The organism is Rhodococcus sp. BP-332 (genome assembly GCF_019836065.1).
Taxonomy (GTDB): domain Bacteria; phylum Actinomycetota; class Actinomycetes; order Mycobacteriales; family Mycobacteriaceae; genus Rhodococcoides.
Window position 1 is genome coordinate 195,326 of record NZ_JABUEC010000004.1, and the last position, 20,626, is coordinate 215,951.

Here is a 20,626-nt window from a genome sequence, read left to right on the forward strand (position 1 = left end):
CGTCCCCCACCCCCGGGTAGTCGAGGAGGGTGACTTCTCCCGCCGTTCTGTTCGACATCGACGGCACGCTCGTCGATTCGAACTACGCCCATGTCCACGCCTGGGCTCGTGCCTTCTCCGACGCCGGTATCGCTGTGGACTCGTGGCGGATTCACCGCTCGATCGGCATGGACGGCGCGAAGCTGCTCTCGTCGTTGGCGGGTGACGCACCCGAGGACGCGGCGGAACGCGCGAAGGAACTACACACGCAGTACTACGAGGAGATGTCCTCCCTGCTGTCGCCGCTGCCCGGTGCGCTCGACCTGCTCGGCGCGGTAGCAGACCGCGGGCTGCAGGTGGTGCTGGCCACCTCGGCACCGGAGAACGAACTCGCGATCCTTCGCGGACTTCTCGGGGTCGAGGAGATCGTCTCGGAGTTGACGTCGTCGGATGACGTCGAGACGGCGAAGCCGGAGCCGCGCATCGTCGACATCGCGCTGGACCGTGCCGGCGTCGGTGTCGAGCGCGCCGTCTTCGTCGGGGATTCCGTGTGGGACGTGAAGGCATCCGTCACAGCGGGCGTCCCGTGTATCGGAGTGCGCAGTGGCGGCGTCTCGAGTGCCGAGTTGACCGAGGCCGGCGCCACCGCGGTGTACGACGATCCTGCAGACCTGTTGGCGCACATCGACAGTTCGATGATCGCGCGCCTCGAATGAGAGAGAACGGCTACGCACCGATCGAGAACTACGCGGCGATCGGCGACGGCCGCACCGTCGCGCTCATCGCGGACGACGGGCGCATCGACTGGTTTCCCGTTCCCAATCTCGACACCGCGCCGGTGTTCGCGGCACTGCTCGACGCCGAGTCCGGCGGCCACATCTCGATGTGCCCGGCGGAGGACTTCACGACCACGCGTCGGTACGCCGACGGCACCAATGTCCTGGTCACGACGTTCACCACCGAGTCGGGCGTCGTGAACGTCACGGACTCACTGAACACCGGTGTGGCGGGACGCCTTCCGTGGACCGAGCTCGCACGGCGCGTCGAGGGCGTCGAGGGCAGTGTCGACATGGAGTGGTCCGTCGCTCCGGGGACGTGTCTGGGAACGGCGTCGCCGTGGTCGTACGAGACGGTGCACGGTACGGTGCTGCGCGTCGACGGTGTCACTCTGGGCGTGCGTACTCTCAATGCCGACGACATCGAGCTCGAATCTCGCTCCATCAGTGGTCGATTCACCACCGAGGTCGGTTCGCGCTCCCTCGTGGCCGTGGTCGGTACCGAGGTGGAACCGTTGTATCTCCCGGTGCCGGAGGACGTCGATTCGGGCATCGACCGAACGATAGCCAACTGGCAGATGTGGTCCGAGGAGTTCCGGTACGAGGGCCCCTGGCACGACGAGGTGCACCGTAGCGCCCTCGCATTGAAGCTACTGCTGTACAGCCCGTCCGGTGCCATCGCGGCAGCGGCGACGACCTCGCTGCCGGAGCGGTGGGCCGGTGCCAAGAACTGGGACTACCGCTACGCGTGGGTGCGTGACACCGCGTACACGATCAAGGCGCTGATCCGCTTCGGTCTGCGCGAGGAGGTCCACGCCGCGGTGGCGTGGCTGCTGCGCATCATCCGCAGCAACGAGCAGATCACGCAGGTGTTCTACACCCTGAACGGCGAGATCCCGGGCGGCTCGACATATCCCGACGTGCCGGGGTGGCGCGGCGTCGGTCCGGTGATCAACGGAAACGAGGCGGCAACTCAGTTGCAGCAGGGGATCTTCGGTGACCTGTTCGACATCGTGTCCCTCTACGTCGACGCGGGCAACGTACTCGATGCGCCCACCGGTCGACTTCTCGCGGAGATCGCCGACACGACGTGTGACATCTGGCGCCGCAAGGACGCCGGGATGTGGGAGCTGCCCACGATCCGGCACTACACATCCTCCAAGATGGGCTGCTGGCACGCGCTCGACCGCGCGGTGCACCTCTCCGAGCAGGGCATGATTCCCGGCATCGCGGACAGGTGGGTGACCGAGCGCGACCACATCGCCCAGTGGATCGACGACAACTGCTGGTCCGAGTCGCGCGGCGCCTACGTCTGGTACCCGGGCACGGATGAACTCGACGCCTCCGTGTTGCTGCACGCGGGCAGTCGGTGCGTCGACGACGAGCGGATGTCGAGGACCGTCGACGCTCTGCGCGACGAACTCGGTTCCGGCGACCACCTCTACCGCTACTCCGGCATGCAGATGGTCGAGGGTACGTTCGTCGCCTGCTCGTTCTGGGTCGTCGGCGCCCTCGCCAAGCTCGGCCGCGACACCGAGGCCACCGCACTCATGGATCGACTGGTCACCAGCGGCAACGACGTCGGCCTCTTCGCCGAGATGATCGATCCCGACCGGTCGGCGGAGGACGAACCGTCGACCTTTCTGGGCAACTTCCCGCAGGGGCTCTCCCATCTCGCTCTCATCAACGCTGCGCTCACGCTCGCCAGCGGCCACGACCACACGACCTCCAACACAGGAAAGTAGGACCACATGGACCTCGGAATCACGGGCAGAACTGCTGTCGTCACCGGCGCGGACTCGGGAATCGGGTGGTGCACGGCGCAGATGCTGCTCGACGAGGGTGTCCGGGTCTTCGTCACGGACAAGGACCAGGACAAGCTGGCCGCCGGCGCTGCCGAGCTCACCGGACCGGAGGGTGCCGTCACGGCGTTCGCCGCGGACGTGACGAAGCCCGCCGACGTCGAGGCGATGCACGCGAAGGCGGTCGAGGCGCTCGGCACCGTGGACATCCTGGTGCAGAGCGCCGGCATCACCGGCGCACAGGGCATGTTCCACGAGATCGACGACGACGGGTGGTCGACGACGATCGAGGTCGACCTTCTCGGGCCGGTGCGCGTCGTGCGCGCCTTCCTTCCCGAACTCCGCGCGGGCGGATGGGGACGCATCGTGTTGCTCGCGTCCGAGGACGCGGAGCAGCCCTACATCGACGAGCTGCCCTATTGCGCGGCCAAGGCCGGCATCCTGTCGCTGGTCAAGGGACTGTCGAAGACGTATGCGTCCGAGGGTGTCCTGGTGAACGCGGTGTCTCCGGCCTTCATCCACACCCCGATGACGGACGCGATGATGGACAAGCGAGCCGACGAGCGTGGCACCGACCGCGACGAGGCCATCGAGAGCTTCCTGAAGGAGGACCGGCCGTTCATGGAACTCGGCCGACGGGGTACCCCGGAGGAAGTGGCGTCGGTGATCACGTTCCTGTGCTCGGAGCGCGCCAGCTTCGTCAACGGCTCGAACTACCGCGTCGACTCCGGTTCCGTCGCGACCATCTAGAGAGGACCCACGCCCATGACACGTTTCGGCTACACCCTCATGACCGAGCAGAGCGGACCGAAGCAGCTCGTCGACTACGCCGTGAAGGCGGAGGACGCCGGGTTCGACTTCGAGGTGTCCAGCGATCACTACTCACCCTGGTTGTCGTCACAGGGACACGCGTCCTACGCCTGGACGATGCTCGGCGCGGTGGCGCAGGCGACGTCCCGAGTCGGCCTCTACACGTACGTGACCTGCCCCATCATCAGGTACCACCCGGCGATCGTCGCGCAGAAGGCGGCAACGCTGCAGATCCTCGCCGACGGCCGTTTCACGCTGGGCCTGGGAAGCGGCGAGAACCTGAACGAGCACGTCGTCGGCGAGGGTTGGCCCTCGGTGGACAAGCGTCAGGACATGTTCGAGGAAGCGGTCAAGATCATCCGGCAACTTCAGTCGGGTGAACTGATCACGTGGCAGGGCGAGCACTACCGCGTCGACTCGGCGCGCCTGTGGGACACCCCCGAACACCCGCTCGAGATCGGCATCGCGGTCTCGGGGTCGAAGTCGATCGAACGGTTCGCGCCGCTCGGCGACCACATGATCTCGACGGAGCCGAAGTCCGAGCTGGTCGAGGGCTGGGACAAGGCCAGGCACATCGGCACGGGCCTGAACCGGGAGTCGAAGAAGGTCGGTCAGATCCCCATCTGCTGGGGTCCGGACGAGAAGGCGGCCACCGAGCTCGCGCACGACCAGTTCCGCTGGTTCGCGGGTGGGTGGGCTGTGAACGCGGACCTGCCGACGACGGCCGGCTTCGCGGGTGCGACACAGTTCGTCCGGCCGGAGGACGTGGCCGGAACCATCCCCTGCGGACCGGATCTCGATGCGATCGTCGAGAAGGTGGCGCCCTACTGGGAGGCCGGTTTCACCGACATCGCACTCGTGCAGGTCGGCGACGAGACCCAGGAGCGCTTCCTTGCCGAGGCCGCCGGGCCACTGCTCGAGAAGCTCCGCGCAGCGTCGTCCTGACCGACGGATCGATCAGAGCGCCGGTCCACGCACAGCGTCGTGGGCCGGCGGATCCGTGTCGGTGGACAGCTTGTCGCGCAACGACTCCGAATTCAGCAGCATGTTCAGGACCACCGCGCACAGCGCACCCGCGCTGATGCCGGAGTGGAAGATGGTCTGGAACCAGTCGGGGAACCGGTCGTAGAGGTCCGGCGACACCGTGGGCAACAGTCCGACGCCCACCGCGACGGCGACCACCAGGATGTTCGTGTTGTTGAACGACACCTGCGCGAGCGTGCGGACGCCACTCGCGGCCACCATGCCGAACAGTGCGATGCCCGCGCCACCGAGCACGGGAAGCGGCACACCCTCCACCACGGCACCGAGTTTCGGCAGCAACCCCAGCAGGATGAGGATGCCGCCGGCGAACGTGGCCACATGGCGGGTCTTGACGCCCGTGATCGCCACCAGCCCCACGTTCTGCGCGAACGCCGTGTACGGGAACGTGTTGAAGATGCCACCGAGCATCGTCGACAGGCCGTCGGCGCGCAGACCGTCGGCCAGACGGCGAGGCGGAACCTTCTTGTCGACGATCTCGCCGACAGCGATGATGTCGCCCGTGGTCTCGGTCATGATGACCAGCGCGACGATGCACATGGTGATGATCGCGCTGACCTCGAACGTCGGGAATCCGAAGTGGAAGGGCGTAGTCACGCCGACCCAGTCCTGTTCCCGCACACCACTGAAGTCGGTCATGCCCAGCGGGATCGCGATGACGGTGCCGGCGACGAGTCCGAGCAGGATGCTCAGTCGCTTGGCGGCCGGGGGAGCAAACCGTTCGATCAGCAGGATGATCAGCAACGTGAGTGCGCCCATCCCGATGTACTTCGGATCACCGAAGTCCTCGGATCCCGTTCCGCCGCCGAACCATCCGGCCGCCACCGGCATCAGCGACAGGCCGATGATCAGGATGACCGTGCCCGTGACCAGAGGCGGGAACAGGTGGAGCAGCTTCGCGAACACCGGCGCCAGCGCCATCATGAACACGCCGGACGCGATCACGGAACCGTAGATGGCGGTGACGCCGTACTGCGAGCCGATGGCGATCATCGGTGTCACCGCGGCGAAGGTGCAGCCCTGCATCAACGGTAGTCGTACCCCGAAGCGCCAGAACCCGACCGCCTGGATCAGTGTCGCGATCCCGGCGACGAACAGGTCGGCCGTGATGAGGTACGGCAGGTCGCTCGACTGCAGTTCCCCCGCGGCGACCAGGGCGCTGCCGACGATGAGAGGGACGGCGACCGCGCCCGCGTACATCGCGAGCACGTGCTGCAGGCCGAGTGGAGCCAGCACCGACAGCGGGGGAATGTGGTCGACCGGATGCGTGCCCGCCCGACCGCGAGTGAACCTCGACAACGACACCATGGGACACAGTGTCGGCCCTGCCCGTGTCGTTCGTCGGTCTTCTCGGTTTCCGCGCCGTTACGGCGGCAGCCCATCGGCTCAGAGCGTGGTGGCGGCGAAGGACACGAAGACGACGAACAGTGCGGCGCCGCCCAGCGCGGCTCCGATCATCGCCTCGCGGCCGTTGGTGGCCGTGCCGTCCTCGTCCCGGCCGATACCGACCCATCCGCACACCACCGCGAGGATGCCGGTGGGCACCGCGACGATGTCACCCACGAAGGGCACGAACGCGCAGACCAGCGCGACGATGCCCGCTACCAGCGCGCTGCTGCCCGCGCCGTTGCGATACGCGGGACGTGATGACGGAGTGTCGGTCACACCCGGAATGGTCTCAGGTGCTCCCCGCGGCGCCGCCACCGCCACCCGCGCCGGCCCCGGACACCGTGCCGGCGCTGCTGTTGGTCGAGGTGAACACCGAGGAGAAGACGACCCAGTTCAGCAGTGCCGGGTCCGAGGCGTGCAGTGATCCGGACGGTGAGGCGAAGGCACGCAGCGTCGTTCCGCCGTCCGCGTCCGTGGCCGCCTCGAGGCGCTTCGTGAACGTGGAGCCGAGCCCCAGCGCGACGATGTCGGGCAGTGCGTCGTCCAGATCGAGCGAGGAGTCGTCGTCCTTTCCCGACTGCTTCAACCCGTCACGGTAGGCCTCCCAGGGACGAGCGGCGTCGAGACCGGCAGCCGAGAATCGCGAGTAGGCGACCGTCATGACGAGGCCGGCGATCAGCAGGATCCCGCCGGGAATCGCGGCGACCAGCATGATCGGGGCCCCGGAAGCAGCGACCACGCCTGCGCCCACCATGACTGCACCGCCGAGAAGTGCCAGTCCGACCAGACCCCAGCGTGGTCCGGCCGTGCCGTGGCGCACCCACCCGTTCGCCTCGAGGTGCGCGTCGACGACGGCCTTCGTCGCGCCGTGACCCTGCGCGAGCTTCGTGAGCGCGGCGCTGTCCACCACGTCGCCCTCGGCCTTCTCGGACAGCATGGTCCAGACGGCGTCCTGCACGTCGCCGCGTACCTTGCCGCGGTCGAGCAGTCGGACTCGGAGCGTGTCCTTGCCACGTTTCTTCGACCCGGAACCCGGCTCGGACTCGAGAGCCACTGCGTCGGCCGCCGCGAGCGCCAGCAGCGTGGCCGGCACCGCACTCGCCTGCGCGCTCCGATGGACCAGAGCCGTGACGATCGCGGGATCGGTGGTGTGATCGGGTCGGTAGGTCGTCGGAGGCTGCGCCGACACCGTGGGCCGCGAACGGCGACGGTAGATCTGCGCCGCGCCCGCGGAGCCGACCAGCACGACGGCGAGACCGGTCCACGGGAGCCACGTCGACCCCGGCCCGGCGGCGAACTCGTCGAGCGCCGTCACCGGTGGCCCGACCAGGATGGAGGACTCGAGCCGGTCGATGCCGTTCGTCAGACTGCCCGCGACGTCACCGTCGCGCAGCGGCGGCACCAGGGCGTCCTCGATGATCGCTTCCTGCTCGTCGCGGGGAACATTGCCGTCGTCGAAGGTGGAACCGAGGAAGATCCCGGCCCGAGCCTCGTCGTCGGTACCGGGCTCGCGGTTGATCAGGATGGCACCGGCGACGTCCTGATCGACGTCCGCCGTCGACACCCACGCCTGCTGGAGTGCCTCCACCTGATCGAGGGTGTCGTCCGAGTCGGCGTCCAGTTCGCGGACGTACGCGACGACGTCGGCCCCGGTCTCGGCGCGCAGCGCGTCGAGTCGCTGCTCCAGCGCCTCGACGTCGGCCGGACCCAGCGAGTCCCCGGTGCGGTCGTACACGCGTTGACCGACCGTGAGCCCGTCGAACTGTGTATCACCGGAGCTGTCGGAGCAACCGGCGAGACCGAGCACTGCTGTCGCCGCGATGAACGCGACCGCGAACCGGAACCGTGTCATGCCGTCATGATAGGCAGACTCCACGGTTCGGTATCGCCGGTCGTGATCGGCTGCCGGCGGCACCGTCCGTCCGGCAACATAATTCGGCTGTTCCGACGGCGAGTGTCTCTCATACTGGAGCCATGGCCATCGATCCTCGTGGAAGAGACCTGAAGCGTTTCCTGGAAGACGATCCCGGGGGACCGGTGGTGATGCTCAACCTCCTCCGCTTCGCGGAGGGTGGTCGGGACTCGTACGCGGACTACGCGCGGGAGCTCGACGAGACCTTTCTCCCCCGCCACGGGGGCGAGGTCCTGTTCGCGGGCGACGGCTCGACAACGCTCGTCGCGGAGACCGGACAGAGCTGGGACGCGGTGCTTCTCGTCCTCTATCCCTCGCGAACGGCATTCAGCGAGATGGTGGCCGATCCGGAGTATCAGAAGGTGACGGAGCTCCGCACGACTGCGCTGCAGGAAGCGGTTCTGCAGGCCACTGTCCCCTGGCCCTGACCCCGACATGACGGAAGGCCCTGTACCGGCATCCCGGTGCAGGGCCTTCCGTCATGTCTCAACCACGAGTCGGGGTGGCGGGATTCGAACCCACGACCTCTTCGTCCCGAACGAAGCGCGCTACCAAGCTGCGCCACACCCCGTGGCCGTTCACTCCCCGTCAGGGCAGCTCTGCAACTCTATCGCACCATGGCTTCGGAACGCGAAACGCCCTGTTCGGGTGAGGTCCTGGGCGGACGCTTCGCCGGAACGAGGGTGATCAGGGTGGCCTCGGGACGGCAGCAGAAGCGGTACGGCGCATACGGCGACGTCCCGAGTCCGGCCGAGACGTGCAGTCGGGTGTGGGCACCCCAGCGCGAGGGTCCCTTGACGCGAGAGCGGTCGAGCTCGCAGTTGGTCACCAGTGCGCCGTAGAACGGGAGGCACAGTTGGCCGCCGTGGGTGTGTCCCGCGAGCACCAGGTCGTATCCGTCCGCCGCGAAGCGATCGAGCACGCGCGGTTCGGGAGAGTGGGTGATGCCGATGCTCACGTCGGCGATGGAGTTCGGCGCGCCGGCGATGGTGTCGTAGCGATCACGCTTCAGGTGCGGATCGTCCACCCCGGCCGTCGCGATCCGGACGCCGGACACCTCGAGCTCGCGGCGGACGTGGGTGACGTCCATCCACCCGCGCTCGGTGAAGGCCGCCCGCAGGTCCTGCCACGGCAGCGGGTTCCCGAACACCTTCTTGTGATTCTTCGAGAAGTACTTCAGGGGGTTCTTGGGCACGGGCGCGAAGTAGTCGTTCGAGCCGAACACGAACAGCCCTGGCCGACCGAGGAGCGACCCGAGCGACTGCACCACGGCCGGCACCGACCGCTGGTGGGACAGGTTGTCGCCGGTGTTCACGACGAGATCGGGTTCGAGCCGATCGAGCTCACGCACCCAGTTCTGCTTGAGTTTCTGGTCCGGCATCATGTGCAGGTCGCTGATGTGCAGGACACGCAGCGTCGACGACCCCGGGGCGAGCACCGGCATGGTGGTCTCCCGCAGCGCGAAGGCGTTCCGCTCGATGGCCGTGGCGTAGGTCAACCCCACCGCCGCCGATCCCGCGGCGAGAGCCGCGATCCCTCCGGGAGTGGCGAGAGAACGCGCGGCCGACTGCAGACTCGGAAGCGAGTGCGCCGAGCGACGGGGGAACGCTGATGTACCGGACACCTCGTCGACAGTACCGTTTCCGACATGGCCGAGAACTGTGACATGGAAAAGCGCCTGCGGGCGGATCTGACGACATCGATGAAGGCGAAGGACAAGCTCCGGACGGCGACGCTGCGAATGCTGCTGTCGGCGGTACAGACCGAGAAGGTGTCGGGCAAGGAAGCGCACGAGCTCACCGACGAGGACGTGCTGCGCGTGCTGGCCAAGGAATCGAAGAAGCGCGGCGAGTCCGCCGAGATCTACACCCAGAACGGGCGCGGTGAACTCGCCGCCACCGAGCGTGCCGAGGCGCAGATCATCGACGAGTACCTGCCGACGCCGCTGACCGACGCCGAACTGGCCGACGTCGCCGACACGGCCATCGCGCAGGTGGCCGAGGAACTCGGTGAGCGCCCGGCGATGCGACAGATGGGACAGGTCATGAAGGCCGCCACGGCGAACGCCGCCGGCAAGGCCGACGGCTCCCGCATCTCGGCCGCGGTCAAGGCTCGGCTGTAGGGCACTCGCCGCCGCACGGCACTGCCGCAGCTAGCGCGGCGGTGCCGTCAGCCCGGGGATCGCCGGCAGGGTGACCCCGGGCGGCAACGCCGGGAGCTGGATCCCCGGCGCGGGTGCCGCCGGTGCCGCCCGGACGGACCCGTCGCTGATGTAGATCGTGACCGTCGATCCCGGAATGGCGGAACCCGAGGGTGACGTGCTGACCACGGTGCCCCGACCCTCCGACGACGCGGTGGTCGCCACCTGCACGCGGAACCCTGCGGCCTGCAACTGCGAGGTCGCGGAGTTCTGCGTCAGGCCCGTGACGTCGGGAACCTGGCCGTTGGCCGATCCGCGCACGTACTTCTGGTCGACGGCCGGGAGTCCGACGTCGCCGAAATTCGTGGCCACCGGATCCATCGCGTCGTACCAGGTCCGTGCAGGCTCGTTACCGCCGAACAGGTTGCCCGAACCACACGGGCGCAGGGGGAACGAGCAGATCTCGCTGGGAGTCGGGGAATCGCCGTAGGTGTAGGCGGCGGCGGCGTACCGGTTCGTGAATCCGAGGAATCCCGAGGACCGGTGCGATTCCGTGGTGCCGGTCTTGCCGGACATCGGCAGCGACCAGCCCACCGAGCTCGCGGCGGACGCCGACGTGCCGCCGGGCTGATCGTCCTTGCTCATCGCGTTGGCCAGTGTGTTCGCCAGTCCCGGCTCCACGACCTGCTCGCACGCCTGCTGCGTGACGGGGATCTGCTTGCCGCTGCGATCGAAGACGCTGTCGATCGGGTTGGGCGGGCACCACTTGCCGCCGGACGCGAGGGTCGCGGCCACGTTGGACAGTTCCAGCGGATTGACGTAGGTCGGTCCGAGCGTGAAGGAGCCGAGGTTCGCCTCCTTCTGGTAGTCGGCGAGGCTCTGGTCGGTGCCCTGGCCGGCTGTGCCGGGCAGCGTGTACGAGCGCAGGCCCAGGCGGACGGCCATGTCGACCGTCGGGGTGACGCCGACCGACTCGATCAGCTTCACGAAGGCGGTGTTGGGGGACTGTGCCAGCGCGTCGGTCACCGAGAGTGACTGCGGGTAGTTGCCGGCGTTGGTCACGCAGTACGTCGAGGGAGGGCACCCGCGCGCACCGCCGTCGCCGAGTCCCTTGACCTCGACGCGGTTGGGCACCTGCAGGACCGCGGACGTGCCGAGGCCCTTCTCCATCGCGGCGGCGGTGGTGAAGATCTTGAAGATCGACCCGGCACCGCTGCCCACCAGGGAGTACGGCTGCGGCTGGACGGTCTCGTTGGCGTCGCCGTTCAGGCCGTAGCGCCGCGACGACCCCATCGCGAGGATGCGGTGCGAGTCCTGCCCCGGCGCTATGACGTTCATGACCGTCGCGACACCGTCGAGATCCGGGCTGCTGTTCCCGGACAGGGCGGCGCTCGTGGAGGACTGCACGGCCGGGTCGAGAGTGGTCTTGATCAGATAGCCGCCCTTGTCCACCTGGTCCTTGCTGATGCCGGCGTCGGCCAGGTACTGCAGCGCGTAGTCACAGAAGAAGCCACGATCACCGGCGGCGATGCAGCCGCGCGGCAACTGGTTGGGCTCCGGCAGCACGCCCAGCGGCTCGGCCTTGGCGGCCTCGATCTCCGCCGCGCGGTCCGGGATGTTCTGGATCATCGTGTCGAGAACGGTGTTCCGTCGCGCCATCACGCCGTCGTAGTTGGTGTACGGGTTGAGGGCGGAGCTGGACTGCACCATGCCCGCGAGCATTGCCGCCTGCGTCAGGCTCAGCTGGCTCGCGTCGATGCCGAAGTACGTCTGTGCCGCGTCCTGGATGCCGTAGGACGAGTTACCGAACGGCACCAGGTTGAGGTAGCGCGTGAGGATCTCGTCCTTGGTCAGCTGCTTGTCCAGCGTCAGCGCCATGCGGATCTCGCGGATCTTGCGCGCGGGAGTGGTCTCGATGGCGGCGCGGCGTTCGGCGTCCGTCTTGGCTACGACGAGCAGTTGGTAGTTCTTCACGTACTGCTGATCGAGGGTGGACGCGCCCTGCTCCACCTGTCCGCTGGTGGTGTTGGTCAGGAAGGCGCGCACCGTGCCCTGCCAGTCGACGCCCTCGTGCTCGGCGAACCGGCGGTCCTCGATGGAGACGATGGCGAGCTTCATCTCGTTGGAGATGCGGTCGCTCGGCACCTCGAAGCGTCGTTGCTCGTAGAGCCACGCGATGGGGTTGCCCGCGGAGTCCACCATCGTGGACACGGCGGGCACCGTTCCCTCGACGAGTTCCGCGGAGACGTTGTCCACGGTGTCGGCGGCGCGGTTGGACGCGAATCCGAACCCGCCGGCGAGCGGGAACATGACTCCGGCGAGCAGCGCGCCGGCCAGGGCGGAGCACCCGGCGAGTTTGGCGACAGTCTTGGCGATCGGCACGAACAACAGAGTACGTGGCTCCTCCGGGACACAGCCCGTACCGGACATGTGGACGGCTGACCTGCTCCGATGTGACCGATCGCACGGGCGTACCAGAAAAGTGATCCCCCACCTTGCTTCCCGCGCGGCCTTTCCCCTACATTGATGGACACGATGTGATTCAGATAACAATCACATCAGTTAGTGGGGTGCTCCTCAGTTCGCTGTGCAGCGTGAGCTGCGTCGGCGGGTGGGACGCCCGGAACGCCAGGGAAACGGTGTTCGCCGACGGTAAGGGGTCAACGAATGCACACAGGAACGCCGAATGCAGCGCTCGACATCGGGGAAGCCGAAGCGCGCATCGCATGGGTATCGCAGGCGCGATGCCGGGGAGTGGATCCCGATCAACTGTTCGTCCGCGGCGCCGCGCAGCGCAAGGCCGCAACGATCTGCCGTCACTGCCCCGTGCTCATGCAGTGCGGAGCGGACGCCCTCGACAACCGTGTCGAGTTCGGCGTCTGGGGCGGCATGACAGAGCGTCAGCGCCGGGCCCTGATCAAGCAGCACCCCGAGGTGGACTCCTGGGCCGAGTTCTTCGAGACCCAGCGTCACCACCAGTCGGCCGTCTGACCCACGCCGCCGCCGGGCGACCGGCCACGGTTCCTGTGATCTCCCACCGCGATGTCCGATTCGCGGTGGGAGATCTCTCGTCGCACCGCATGAACTCTTCGTGAACGCCCGACGACGCGTCGGGACCCGTCCGGGGCGCGGGGTGTCTGTCACGCCCGCCCGTGTCGATCGACCACACGCGACAGCGCGGACGAATCGGACCTCCATCGAGTCTGTGTGCGTCACAACGGAATCGGTCGTATCGGAAGAAGCGTGACGCACGGTCGCTCGGCTGCCGCGCCCGCGCGGGAAGGCTTTCCACGCTCTGACCTGCGCCGTCGTCGACGCGGACCGTGGGGGCGCCCGCTCGCCTGCCGCCGCGCCGGTCGTGCCCGGCACCGAATCGGACCCGGCGTTCGGTGCCCCGGCCGCGCCCGGTCCGTGTGTCGGCCCGTCCCTCGCGGTTCGCTTTCCGTTGTCTCGCACGTCGATTGACACCGTCTCACCGTGACCGTTGAATCCTGCTCGGCACTCGCCGCTTGACGGATCCGACGATCAGCGCGGATTCGCTCCCACTGCGAAAAGGACTCGACGGGCATGAAGATGAACAAGATCGCGGTTGTCGCCGCGATGACGATCGTGTCGCTGGGCACCGCCTCCGCGACCGCGTACGCCGATCCGGCACCCGCCGCTGCTCCCGAGGTGCACTGGAACGCCGTGGCCGCGGGCACCGGGCTGCTCGTGACCACCGACTCGGGAACCCTGAGCAACGAGAACAACCACCTGGTCATCCGCGACGACTCGGGTGTCGTCGTCGATTCGGTGCCGCTGGCTCTCGCCGTCGACGGACTGGCGCATCCCGTGTCCGCTCAGGTCGAGGGCAACACCGCGACCCTCGCGGTCGACGCCGCTGCGCCCGCCGCGCCGGTCTACGACATTCCGGGCCTGAACCAGGTGGACCTGCCCGCCGCGGTCGCCGGCGTCAAGGACAACCTGTCGCTCACCGCCACGGTCGGTGGATTCCTCGGTGCCGCAACCGGTCTCGTCGGCGGCTGCCTCCTCGGTGCGGCCGCGGCCGGCGTCGTCTCCGCTCCCGTCGCGCTCCTCTTCGGTGCGGGCCCGATCGCCGGATGCATCGGTGGCGCCCTGCTGCTCGGCGCCGGTGGATCGCTCGCCGGTACCGCCATCGGTGGTCTCGGTTCCGCCGTGGCCAATGCGCAGCAGTTCGTCACGCTGCTCGAGGCGCCGCCCGCAGTGAAGAAGTAGTCACACCGATGCGAGTACTTCTGGTCGGTCTCGCCGTCCTCTGCTCGCTCGTTCTCGGCGGCGGGGCTCAGGCCTCCGCCGCCGAGCGCGTGGAGCTGGGCGGGGGTTCCGGGCTGGTCCTGACGCAGGACGGACGAGAGACACTGTGCAGTCTCACCGTGATCGGTGCGGACACCGCCGGGCGCACCATCGGGCTCACCGCAGGCCACTGCGGGCGGGTCGGCGACACCGTGGCGAGCGAGAGCGACTCCGCCGCAGGAGATGTGGGCTCCGTTGTCGCGGTTCTGCCCGCGTACGACACGGCGATCATCGAGTTCGACGCGGAGCGGGTGGCCCCGGTGGCCTCCGTCGGCAGCACCACCATCACGGCTGTCGGGGATCCCGCACGGCTGGCCGAGACCGTGTGCAAGCAGGGTCGTACGACCGGTGCGACGTGTGGAGTCTCCTACGGTGACATCCTGAACTCCCAGCAGGTGTTCGCCCAGGTGTGCGTGAACGCCGGGGACTCCGGTGCGCCGGTGGTGCGGGGAACGTCCGTGGTCGGCATGGTGAACGCCTACCTCGTGGCACCCTGCATCGGCCCCGCCGTCGTCACCGACCTGGTGTCGATCCTGCGTGCGATCGACGAGAGCGGCGGCCCCGGCGCGGGCCTGCGGCTCACCGCCTGAGCGCAGAGGCTCAGGCGGTGCCGGTCAGCTGATCGGCGACGGCACGCAGTGCGTCGAGATCGGACACCTCGAACGGCAGCGAGGGCACCCCCACGACGGGAACACGGGGGTGAGCGGCGGTGAAACGACGCAGCAGTCCGATCTCGCGCTTCGCGGTGACGGCCCGATGCGCGTGCACGCGAAGCACTCCCGCGGCCAGAGCGGCATCGGGGGTGCCTTCGGCGTCCAACTGGTCGGCGGCCGTGACGGCGTGGTCGGACGGCAGCGAACTCAGCGTCGGGTGCGTGCGGTTGAGCACCAGTCCGGCCAACGGCATGCCGTCCTCGGACAGGCGGGTGACGAAGAAGGATGCCTCCCGCAGCGCGTCGGGCTCCGCGGCCGCGACGACGACGAAATGGGTTCCGTCCTGACGCAGCAGGTCGTACGTGTGGCGCGCACGTTCGCGGAAGCCACCGAACATCGAGTCCAGCGACTGCACGAAAGCGGAAGCGTCGGAGAGCATCTGGCTGCCGACGATGGACGAGACGCCGCGCATCGCGAGACCCACGGCGCCGGTGACCACTCGGCCCAGCCCGCGACCCGGGGCCATCAGCAGCTTGATCATGCGACCGTCGAGGAACGACCCCAGACGCTGTGGGGCGTCGAGGAAGTCCAGCGCGTTGCGCGACGGCGGCGTGTCCACGACCACGAGATCCCAGTCACCGCTGGCGGCGAGCTGCCCCAGCTTCTCCATCGCCATGTACTCCTGCGTCCCCGAGAAGGACGACGCCACAGTCTGATAGAAGGAATTGTTCAGGATCTGCTGTGCCTTCTCCGGCGTCGAGTGCTCCATCACCATCTCGTCGAACGTCCGACGCATGTTGAGCATCATCGCGTGCAGTTCGCCGGTGGCGCCGGGCCCGAGGGCGACCGGCTGCGGAGTGTTGTCCAGCTCGCCGACGCCGAGAGCCTGGGCCAGGCGCCGTGCGGGATCGATCGTCAGCACGACTACCCGGCGCCCGTTCTCGGCTGCCCGCAACGCCATCGACGCCGCGGTGGTGGTCTTGCCGACACCGCCGGAGCCGCAGCACACGACGATCCGCGACGACGGATCGGTCAGGATGGACCCGATGTCGAGAGTGGGAACGGTGCTCATCGCACTCCCTGTTCCGTGAGGTGGTGGGCGAGCTCGTACAGTCCGCCGAGGTCCATGCCGTCGGCCAGAGCCGGGAGCGTCAGGCGCGGCACCGCGAGGTCACCGAGACGCTGTTCGCTCTCGCGCTGGGCCGCGAGCCTCGACGCGTGCTCGATGGACTCGGTCAGCAGGCCGGCGAAGTCGTCCTCCGACAGCGTGATTCCGGCATCGGCGAGTTTCTTCTCGATCGCGGCGGCGTCGAGGTTCCCGGAGGCCGCCTCGGCGAGCGCCTCCGCCGGAAGGAACGACTCCTCGGTGCGGTTGACGACCACGGTGCCCAGTCGGAGATCGGCCGCTGCGAGTTCCGCAGCAGCATCGGCGGTCTCCTGCACCGGCAGCGCCTCGAGCAGCGTCACCAGGTGCACCAGTGTCTGCTCGGAGTGGAGCAGCTTCACCACACCCTCGCTCTGCGATCGCACCGGGCCGGTCTTGGCGAGGTCGCGCATCGCCGTCGTCACGTCCAGGAAGCTCCCGATCCGCCCCGTCGGCGGCGAGTCGACGACGATCTCGTCGTAGAGCAGCCGACCGTTCTTCTCGGTGCGGACCGCACGCTCCTTCACCTTGCCGGTGAGGAGTACGTCGCGCAGACCGGGGGCGATGGTGGTGGCGAACTCGATGGCTCCCACCCGCCGCATCGCCCGGCCGGCGAAGCCGAGGTTGTAGAACATGTCGAGGTACTCGAGGAACGCGGTCTCGATGTCGATGGCCAGCGCGTACACCTCACCACCGCCGTCGGCGGAGGCCACCTTGGTGTCCACCGGGCTCAGCGGGGGGACGTCGAAGAGCTGGGCGATGCCCTGGCGTCCCTCGACCTCGACCAGTAGAACCTTGCGCCCACCTGCGGCGAGGGCCAGGGCGAGCGCGGCGGCGACGGTGCTCTTGCCCGTCCCACCCTTGCCCGAGACGAAGTGCAGTCGAGCGCGGTCCGCTTCGGGCGGCCATCCTCGCTCCGCCTGGGGGGACGATCCGGTGGGGTGCGACGTCGCACCTGCTGTCTCCGACACGTCCTCGACCTTACTGACCCGGTGCGCTATAGGCTCCTGCCATGAGCGCATCGACGACGTGGGAATACTTCACCGCACCCCTGCTGATCCACAACACCAAGGCCATCCTCGACAACTTCGGTGCCGACGGCTGGGAGCTGGTCACGGTCATGCCCGGCCCCACCGGCGAGAACCTGGTCGCCTACTTCAAGCGCCCGAAGAGCTGACATGGGTGTGACGGAGAAGCTCGGCGAGCTCGGGCTGACCCTTCCGCCCGTCGTGCCGCCGGTCGCGTCCTATGTTCCCGCGGTGCGGTCGGGAGACCACGTCTTCACCTCGGGTCAGCTGCCCATGGTGGACGGCGCGCTGACCGCCACCGGCAAGGTCGGGGCCGAGGTGTCGGCCGAGGACGCGACCGCCGCCGCCCGCGTCTGTGCGTTGAACGCACTGGCCGCGATCGACGCCCTGGTCGGCATCGACTCCGTGGTCCGCATCGTCAAGGTCGTCGGATTCGTCGCGTCGGCACCGGGATTCACCGGTCAGCCCGGCGTGATCAACGGTGCGTCGAACCTGCTCGGTGAGCTGTTCGGCGACGCCGGTATCCACGCTCGGTCGGCTGTCGGAGTCGCCGAGCTGCCCCTGGGCGCAGCCGTCGAGGTGGAGATGATCGTCGAGGTCGCACCCGCCTGACGGGTGCGCGTCACCGACCGCTCGCCACGAGGGTCCGGCACTGCTCGATGACGCGCTGCAGAGCGAGTCCGCGTTGTGCCGAGCACTCGTGGCGGGTGCCGGTCCGGACGGACTCCAGGAACTCGTCGAGCAGTACCGCGTAACACCGGTCGGGTGGCGTGGTGCGGTCCGACAACTCGACCAGGCCGCCCGGTCCGCTCGCGCCGACCCGCAGCACCGACGGGCGCACAGGCGTCCGCATGGACAGCGTCACCAGGCTCGTCCGGACTCCGGCGGTGCTCCCGTGCTGCAGAGCCAGCGACCACGTGTCGGACGCGTCGTCACGCCTCGCCCACGCCACGGACTCGACCGGTCCGAGCACCTCCATCGCGAGATCGAGAACGTGCGGGCCGACGTCCATGAGGGCGCCGCCCTCCTGCCGCCACGTCGAGTCGGCGTACTCGCCGCCGAGCAGGGCGCCGGACAGCCAGGTCGCCGTCACGGTCGCGACCTCCGTGTCGCGCACGGCGTCGAGGAATGCTCGGGTCTCGGGTGCGAAGCGACGCGTCAGCGTGACCATCGACGAGACCCCGGCCTCGTCGATCGCGGCCACGAGAGTGGCCGCATCCGCCGCGGAACCGGCGATCGGCTTGTCCAACAACACATGTCGACCCGCGGCAGCCGCCCGACGGGCGAGATCGAACTGCACCTCGGGGGGTACCGCGAACGCGACGGCGTCGACGGAGTCGATCAGTGCATCGACGTCGTCGACGTACGGCACCTCGGGAGCCGTCTGTGCCGCGGCGTCGGGACGGCGGGCCCAGATGCCGGCGAACTCGATGTCGGGATGCGCGGTGAGTGCGGGTGCCGCGGCCTGACGAGCCCAGGGTCCGGCACCGATCAGACCGATTCTCATGGTGCGAGCCTAGGTTCTGTCCCGGTCTGCACCGAACCTGCGTCGGCTGGCACAGTGGTCGCATGGCGGAGAAGGATCCCACGGCATCGGAGAAGCACCCCGCGTACGGACGGCTGCGGCGCGTGACGTCGACCGCGTCCGTCCTCCTGGCCGAGAACCCCGGGAAGATGACGCTGGACGGCACGAACACGTGGATTCTGCGAGCCCCGGGGCACGAGCAGTGCATCGTGGTCGATCCGGGCCCGCGCTCCCGGTCGCACGTCGACCGCATCGCGGCGCAGGGACGCGTGGCGCTGATCCTGATCACCCACCGCCATCACGATCACACCGGCGGTATCGCCCGGCTGCACCGGTCGACGTCCGCGCCGGTGCGCGCGGTCACGTCCACGTACCTCCGAGGTGACGCCGCGCCGCTGGTGGACGGCGAGGTCATCGCGGCCGCCGGGGTGGAACTCACCGTCGCGGCGACACCGGGCCACACCGCCGATTCCGTCAGCCTGGTCCTCGACGACGCGGTGCTGACCGGGGACACCATCCTCGGTGCCGGATCGACCGTCCTGGACGGGAAGGACGGGGATCTCGGTGACTACCTGGCCTCACTCGACCGACTGGAGCAACTCGGTGAGGGACGCGTCGCGCTGCCCGGTCACGGGCCGGACCAGCCCGACACCGCGGTGCTCGCCCGCGCCTACCGGGCCCATCGCGAACAGAGACTCGACCAGGTGCGGGCAGCGCTCGATGTCCTCGGACCCGACGCCACCCCTCTGAAGGTGGTGCGTCACGTCTACGCGGACGTCGACAAGAAGCTGTGGCCCGCGGCGCGGATGTCGGTCAAGGCCCAGCTGACGTATCTGCGCGGTTAGCGTGCGCGCCGGGCGAGTCGCTCGGAGTCGGAGATGAGCACGCTCTTGCCCTCGAGGCGGAGCCAGCCGCGGTGCGCGAAGTCGGCGAGCGCCTTGTTCACGGTCTCGCGAGAGGCGCCGACGAGCTGAGCGATCTCCTCCTGCGTGAGGTCGTGGACGACGCGCAACGAGCCGGCCTCCTGGGTGCCGAAACGCTGTGCGAGCTGCAGCAGTGCCTTGGCGACGCGGCCGGGAACATCGGTGAAGATGAGGTCGGCCAGGCTGTTGTTGGTACGACGCAACCGGCGGGCGAGCACCCGGAGCAGCTGCTCGGCGATCTCGGGGCGCTGATCGATCCAGGCCTTCAGGGCGTCGCGATCCATGCTCACCGCGCGCACCTCGGTGACCGTGGTGGCGGTGGAGGTGCGGGGGCCGGGATCGAAGATCGAGAGCTCACCGAACATGTCGGACGGACCCATGATGGTCAGGAGGTTCTCGCGACCGTCGGGGGAGCGGCGGCCGAGCTTCACCTTGCCGCTGACGATGATGTACAGCCGATCGCCGGGCTCACCCTCGTTGAAGACCACGTGGCCACGCGGGAAATCGACCGGTTGCAGCTGCTTGGTCAGCGCCGACACCGCAGACGGCTCGACCCCCTGGAAGATGCCGGCTCGTGCCAGTACCTCGTCCACGTGTACTCCCTTGCCCTGAAAGATCGGCAGATCTACGAATGTGTCGTCTTCATGTGTCCGGTCGGAGTCTACGTCGCCGGGCGGCCACAGGAGTGATCACAGCCACCCTCGACGCGTCGGCGTCGGACCGGGGGCCGTGTCGGCGGGTGCTCAGCTGGCGCGGCGTGCCCTGTCGTCGAGAAGAGCGACGTCCTCCTCCATGACGTCGCCACCGCGGCGACGTCGGGTGCGGAACCGTGCGAGGGCGTTCGGGAAGCCTTCCGCGGCCAGGGTGGCGACCTCGGCAGAACTGGCGGCGTCCAGGAATTCCTGAACCTCCTGCTCGCGGACTCCTGCGCGGTTCAGCCGCGCCTCGAAGCGCTCCATGGCGAGGGCGAACAGCATCAGCAAGACCGGGAACAGAACCACAGCGAGTGCTTGCATACCGAGGAGTAAACACTGTCGACGTCTCGAAAAGAACACGGCGGGGTCACCGGTGCGGACACGACCGGAGCGTGCTGTCGGGGGCGTTCCGTAGAGTCGTGGCGTGCAGAAATCAGCCGCCGGTCCCTCTCACGTGGGCAAACGAGACGAGTCCGCCCTCGCGCTCACGCGCCG

22 protein-coding genes and 1 tRNA gene are annotated in these 20,626 nt (G+C 68.4%); 12 read left to right on the forward strand and 11 right to left on the reverse strand.

All coding sequences use genetic code 11. The annotated features are described in order from the left end of the window. Positions 1–29: 29 nt before the first annotated feature. From HQ314_RS16140 to HQ314_RS16155, 4 genes are read left to right on the forward strand one after another with little or no spacing between them, the layout of a single operon-like run. Entirely contained in the window at positions 30–695 is a 666-nt protein-coding gene (locus tag HQ314_RS16140) for an HAD family hydrolase (RefSeq protein WP_222650600.1), read from the forward strand. Further along, positions 692–2,500 (forward strand): glycoside hydrolase family 15 protein, encoded by a 1,809-nt coding sequence (locus HQ314_RS16145; protein ID WP_222650601.1) that lies wholly within the window; start codon positions 692–694, stop codon positions 2,498–2,500. The genes HQ314_RS16140 and HQ314_RS16145 overlap by 4 nt, the downstream gene beginning before the upstream one ends. A gap of 6 nt (positions 2,501–2,506) precedes the next feature. Continuing rightward, on the forward strand, positions 2,507–3,307 hold the full coding sequence (locus HQ314_RS16150) for an SDR family NAD(P)-dependent oxidoreductase (protein ID WP_027506665.1): 801 nt from the start codon (positions 2,507–2,509) through the stop codon (positions 3,305–3,307). Positions 3,308–3,322: 15 nt separating this feature from the next. Then, positions 3,323–4,312, forward strand: coding sequence for an LLM class F420-dependent oxidoreductase (locus HQ314_RS16155; RefSeq protein ID WP_222650602.1), 990 nt, complete (start codon positions 3,323–3,325; stop codon positions 4,310–4,312). A 12-nt stretch (positions 4,313–4,324) separates the two neighbouring features. On the opposite strand, the gene HQ314_RS16160 is transcribed toward HQ314_RS16155, so the two are convergent. From HQ314_RS16160 to HQ314_RS16170, 3 genes are all read right to left on the reverse strand, one after another. Beyond that, positions 4,325–5,716, reverse strand: coding sequence for a nucleobase:cation symporter-2 family protein (locus HQ314_RS16160; RefSeq protein WP_082544397.1), 1,392 nt, complete (start codon positions 5,714–5,716; stop codon positions 4,325–4,327). 78 nt (positions 5,717–5,794) lie between these two features. Then, a complete protein-coding gene (locus HQ314_RS16165; protein WP_027506667.1) occupies positions 5,795–6,073 on the reverse strand; it encodes a hypothetical protein in 279 nt (92 codons plus the stop codon). A gap of 13 nt (positions 6,074–6,086) precedes the next feature. Next, complete coding sequence (locus tag HQ314_RS16170; protein ID WP_027506668.1) at positions 6,087–7,649, reverse strand: TPM domain-containing protein; 1,563 nt, start codon at positions 7,647–7,649, stop codon at positions 6,087–6,089. Positions 7,650–7,771: 122 nt separating this feature from the next. On the opposite strand from HQ314_RS16170, the gene HQ314_RS16175 reads away from it, so the two are divergent. Then, positions 7,772–8,137: a DUF1330 domain-containing protein gene (locus HQ314_RS16175; protein WP_222650603.1), complete on the forward strand. Its 366-nt coding sequence runs from the start codon at positions 7,772–7,774 to the stop codon at positions 8,135–8,137. A 69-nt stretch (positions 8,138–8,206) separates the two neighbouring features. On the opposite strand, the gene HQ314_RS16180 is transcribed toward HQ314_RS16175, so the two are convergent. Next, a tRNA-Pro gene (locus HQ314_RS16180) sits at positions 8,207–8,280 on the reverse strand. Positions 8,281–8,316: 36 nt separating this feature from the next. Beyond that, a complete protein-coding gene (locus tag HQ314_RS16185; protein WP_222650819.1) occupies positions 8,317–9,282 on the reverse strand; it encodes a metallophosphoesterase in 966 nt (321 codons plus the stop codon). 75 nt (positions 9,283–9,357) lie between these two features. On the opposite strand from HQ314_RS16185, the gene HQ314_RS16190 reads away from it, so the two are divergent. Then, positions 9,358–9,831, forward strand: a complete 474-nt coding sequence (locus HQ314_RS16190; protein WP_222650604.1) for a GatB/YqeY domain-containing protein — start codon at positions 9,358–9,360, stop codon at positions 9,829–9,831. Positions 9,832–9,861: 30 nt separating this feature from the next. Here the strand turns inward: HQ314_RS16190 and HQ314_RS16195 are convergent, their stop codons facing one another. Beyond that, positions 9,862–12,231: a transglycosylase domain-containing protein gene (locus HQ314_RS16195; protein WP_027506680.1), complete on the reverse strand. Its 2,370-nt coding sequence runs from the start codon at positions 12,229–12,231 to the stop codon at positions 9,862–9,864. 285 nt (positions 12,232–12,516) lie between these two features. Between HQ314_RS16195 and HQ314_RS16200 the strand changes: the two genes are divergently transcribed. From HQ314_RS16200 to HQ314_RS16210, 3 genes are all read left to right on the forward strand, one after another. Next, a complete protein-coding gene (locus tag HQ314_RS16200; RefSeq protein WP_027506681.1) occupies positions 12,517–12,840 on the forward strand; it encodes a WhiB family transcriptional regulator in 324 nt (107 codons plus the stop codon). 576 nt (positions 12,841–13,416) lie between these two features. After that, positions 13,417–14,085, forward strand: a complete 669-nt coding sequence (locus HQ314_RS16205) for a hypothetical protein (RefSeq protein WP_056443346.1) — start codon at positions 13,417–13,419, stop codon at positions 14,083–14,085. Positions 14,086–14,093: 8 nt separating this feature from the next. Next, positions 14,094–14,753 (forward strand): S1 family peptidase, encoded by a 660-nt coding sequence (locus HQ314_RS16210; protein WP_222647564.1) that lies wholly within the window; start codon positions 14,094–14,096, stop codon positions 14,751–14,753. A 10-nt stretch (positions 14,754–14,763) separates the two neighbouring features. Here HQ314_RS16210 and HQ314_RS16215 read toward each other — a convergent pair whose 3' ends face one another. Continuing rightward, positions 14,764–15,888, reverse strand: a complete 1,125-nt coding sequence (locus tag HQ314_RS16215) for an ArsA family ATPase (RefSeq protein WP_056443351.1) — start codon at positions 15,886–15,888, stop codon at positions 14,764–14,766. Further along, entirely contained in the window at positions 15,885–16,931 is a 1,047-nt protein-coding gene (locus HQ314_RS16220) for an ArsA-related P-loop ATPase (RefSeq protein WP_307109624.1), read from the reverse strand. The genes HQ314_RS16215 and HQ314_RS16220 overlap by 4 nt, the downstream gene beginning before the upstream one ends. 41 nt (positions 16,932–16,972) lie before the next feature. On the opposite strand from HQ314_RS16220, the gene HQ314_RS16225 reads away from it, so the two are divergent. Both HQ314_RS16225 and HQ314_RS16230 read left to right on the forward strand, forming a co-directional pair. Further along, the gene (locus tag HQ314_RS16225) at positions 16,973–17,137 is read left to right on the forward strand and encodes a hypothetical protein (RefSeq protein WP_197027831.1); all 165 of its coding nucleotides are present in this window, start codon (positions 16,973–16,975) and stop codon (positions 17,135–17,137) included. A 1-nt stretch (position 17,138) separates the two neighbouring features. Further along, positions 17,139–17,600 (forward strand): RidA family protein, encoded by a 462-nt coding sequence (locus tag HQ314_RS16230; protein WP_222650605.1) that lies wholly within the window; start codon positions 17,139–17,141, stop codon positions 17,598–17,600. A 10-nt stretch (positions 17,601–17,610) separates the two neighbouring features. Here HQ314_RS16230 and HQ314_RS16235 read toward each other — a convergent pair whose 3' ends face one another. Further along, the gene (locus HQ314_RS16235; RefSeq protein WP_222650606.1) at positions 17,611–18,495 is read right to left on the reverse strand and encodes a Gfo/Idh/MocA family protein; all 885 of its coding nucleotides are present in this window, start codon (positions 18,493–18,495) and stop codon (positions 17,611–17,613) included. 62 nt (positions 18,496–18,557) lie between these two features. On the opposite strand from HQ314_RS16235, the gene HQ314_RS16240 reads away from it, so the two are divergent. Continuing rightward, positions 18,558–19,358 carry an MBL fold metallo-hydrolase gene (locus tag HQ314_RS16240; RefSeq protein ID WP_056443358.1) on the forward strand — a complete coding sequence of 267 codons (801 nt, stop codon included), beginning with the start codon at positions 18,558–18,560 and terminating at the stop codon, positions 19,356–19,358. Here HQ314_RS16240 and HQ314_RS16245 read toward each other — a convergent pair. Further along, positions 19,355–20,029, reverse strand: a complete 675-nt coding sequence (locus HQ314_RS16245) for a Crp/Fnr family transcriptional regulator (protein WP_027506688.1) — start codon at positions 20,027–20,029, stop codon at positions 19,355–19,357. The two genes, HQ314_RS16240 and HQ314_RS16245, sit on opposite strands and share 4 nt — an antisense overlap. Positions 20,030–20,179: 150 nt before the next feature. Further along, complete coding sequence (locus tag HQ314_RS16250; RefSeq protein WP_027506689.1) at positions 20,180–20,452, reverse strand: hypothetical protein; 273 nt, start codon at positions 20,450–20,452, stop codon at positions 20,180–20,182. Between the last annotated feature and the right edge of the window lie 174 nt (positions 20,453–20,626).